The 2,175-nt window shown below is 52.7% G+C and carries 2 tRNA genes and 2 rRNA genes; all 4 read left to right on the forward strand.

The annotated features are described in order from the left end of the window. Nucleotides 1-1,074: ribosomal RNA gene (locus tag ACTQY5_RS10925) — 16S ribosomal RNA — on the forward strand; the annotation flags it as partial. Between the two features lie 103 nt (nucleotides 1,075-1,177). Further along, nucleotides 1,178-1,254, forward strand: a tRNA-Ile gene (locus ACTQY5_RS10930). A gap of 66 nt (nucleotides 1,255-1,320) precedes the next feature. Next, a tRNA-Ala gene (locus ACTQY5_RS10935) sits at nucleotides 1,321-1,396 on the forward strand. A gap of 291 nt (nucleotides 1,397-1,687) precedes the next feature. Next, nucleotides 1,688-2,175: ribosomal RNA gene (locus ACTQY5_RS10940) — 23S ribosomal RNA — on the forward strand; the annotation flags it as partial.

The raw sequence follows: 2,175 nt of genomic DNA on the forward strand, positions 1-2,175 counted from the left end.
TTTGGTGTTGACGGTACCTGACGAGGAAGCCACGGCTAACTACGTGCCAGCAGCCGCGGTAATACGTAGGTGGCAAGCGTTGTCCGGAATTATTGGGCGTAAAGAGCATGTAGGCGGGCTTTTAAGTCCGACGTGAAAATGCGGGGCTTAACCCCGTATGGCGTTGGATACTGGGAGTCTTGAGTGCAGGAGAGGAAAGGGGAATTCCCAGTGTAGCGGTGAAATGCGTAGATATTGGGAGGAACACCAGTGGCGAAGGCGCCTTTCTGGACTGTGTCTGACGCTGAGATGCGAAAGCCAGGGTAGCAAACGGGATTAGATACCCCGGTAGTCCTGGCCGTAAACGATGGGTACTAGGTGTAGGAGGTATCGACCCCTTCTGTGCCGGAGTTAACGCAATAAGTACCCCGCCTGGGGACTACGATCGCAAGATTGAAACTCAAAGGAATTGACGGGGGCCCGCACAAGCGGTGGAGTATGTGGTTTAATTCGACGCAACGCGAAGAACCTTACCAAGGCTTGACATTGAGTGAAAGACCTAGAGATAGGTCCCCTTCTTCGGAAGCACGAAAACAGGTGGTGCATGGCTGTCGTCAGCTCGTGTCGTGAGATGTTGGGTTAAGTCCCGCAACGAGCGCAACCCTTATCCTATGTTACCAGCACGCAATGGTGGGGACTCATAGGAGACTGCCAGGGATAACCTGGAGGAAGGCGGGGATGACGTCAAGTCATCATGCCCCTTATGTCTTGGGCTACACACGTACTACAATGGTCGGCAACAAAGGGCAGCGAAGCCGCGAGGCGGAGCCAATCCCAGAAACCCGACCCCAGTTCGGATCGCAGGCTGCAACCCGCCTGCGTGAAGTTGGAATCGCTAGTAATCGCAGGTCAGCATACTGCGGTGAATACGTTCCCGGGCCTTGTACACACCGCCCGTCACACCACGAAAGTTGGTAACACCCGAAGCCGGTGAGATAACCTTTTAGGAGTCAGCTGTCTAAGGTGGGGCCGATGATTGGGGTGAAGTCGTAACAAGGTAGCCGTTCGAGAACGAGCGGCTGGATCACCTCCTTTCTATGGAGAACCGAAGGAATCCAAGGATTCGCTTCTATTCTCGTCGACGCACATCTGTCAAAACAATATTTGGTTTTGAGGGTTTTACCCTCAGGCAATCCATGGGCCTATAGCTCAGCTGGTTAGAGCGCACGCCTGATAAGCGTGAGGTCAGAGGTCCGAGTCCTCTTAGGCCCACCAAATTTTGAATTGAAATGGATTGTTGAAATTGTTTTCATCTGTTCTTCGGAACAGCTGAAATATAGCGGGGGCGTAGCTCAGCTGGGAGAGCACCTGCCTTGCAAGCAGGGGGTCAGGAGTTCGATTCTCCTCGTCTCCACCACATGAACCTTGAAAACTTCATAGAAGAGACAAACAAAGTCTTATCTGATGTGATGATCAGATAAGCACCTCTGATCTAAATGCGAATTTAGAATCGAGTAACGAGAAATACCAGGGAACGTAAGTTCCTTAGTAATGAGAACCGGGATCCATAAGGATCCGGAAAATTGCGAAGAGAAATTGCTCTGATCCGCGAAGCGAGGAAGAGAGCCACCGGAGACAATACTCCAGTATGTCGAGGATGGCGAACGACGAGCGACAAAGGAGCAGACAATTTATCGAAGCAATTTTAAGTCAAGCTACTAAGGGCATACGGTGAATGCCTTGGCACTAAGAGCCGATGAAGGACGTGGTAAGCTGCGAAAAGCTACGGGGAGCCGCAAGCAGGCTTTGATCCGTAGATGTCCGAATGGGGAAACCCACCATCCGTCATGGGATGGTATCCTTCGGGAAGGGAACCCGGTGAACTGAAACATCTAAGTAGCCGGAGGAAGAGAAATCAAACGAGATGCCCACAGTAGCGGCGAGCGAAGAGGGCAGAGCCTAAACCAGAGAGCTTCGGCTCCCTGGGGTTACGGACTGGCATAAACCGAGTCAGGCCTAGCCGAATCACCTGGAAAGGTGAGCCACAGACCGTGAGAGCCGGGTAGGCAAAAGGCAGAGCAAGGGGGCCAGTATCCAGAGTACCGCGAAGCACGAGGAATTTTGCGGGAAGTCGGGGGGACCACCCTCCAAGGCTAAACACTTCTTAGTGACCGATAGCGCATAGTACCGTGAGGG

This window comes from Acidaminococcus sp. HCP3S3_H5 (assembly GCF_052122235.1).
Classification (GTDB): Bacteria; Bacillota; Negativicutes; order Acidaminococcales; family Acidaminococcaceae; genus Acidaminococcus.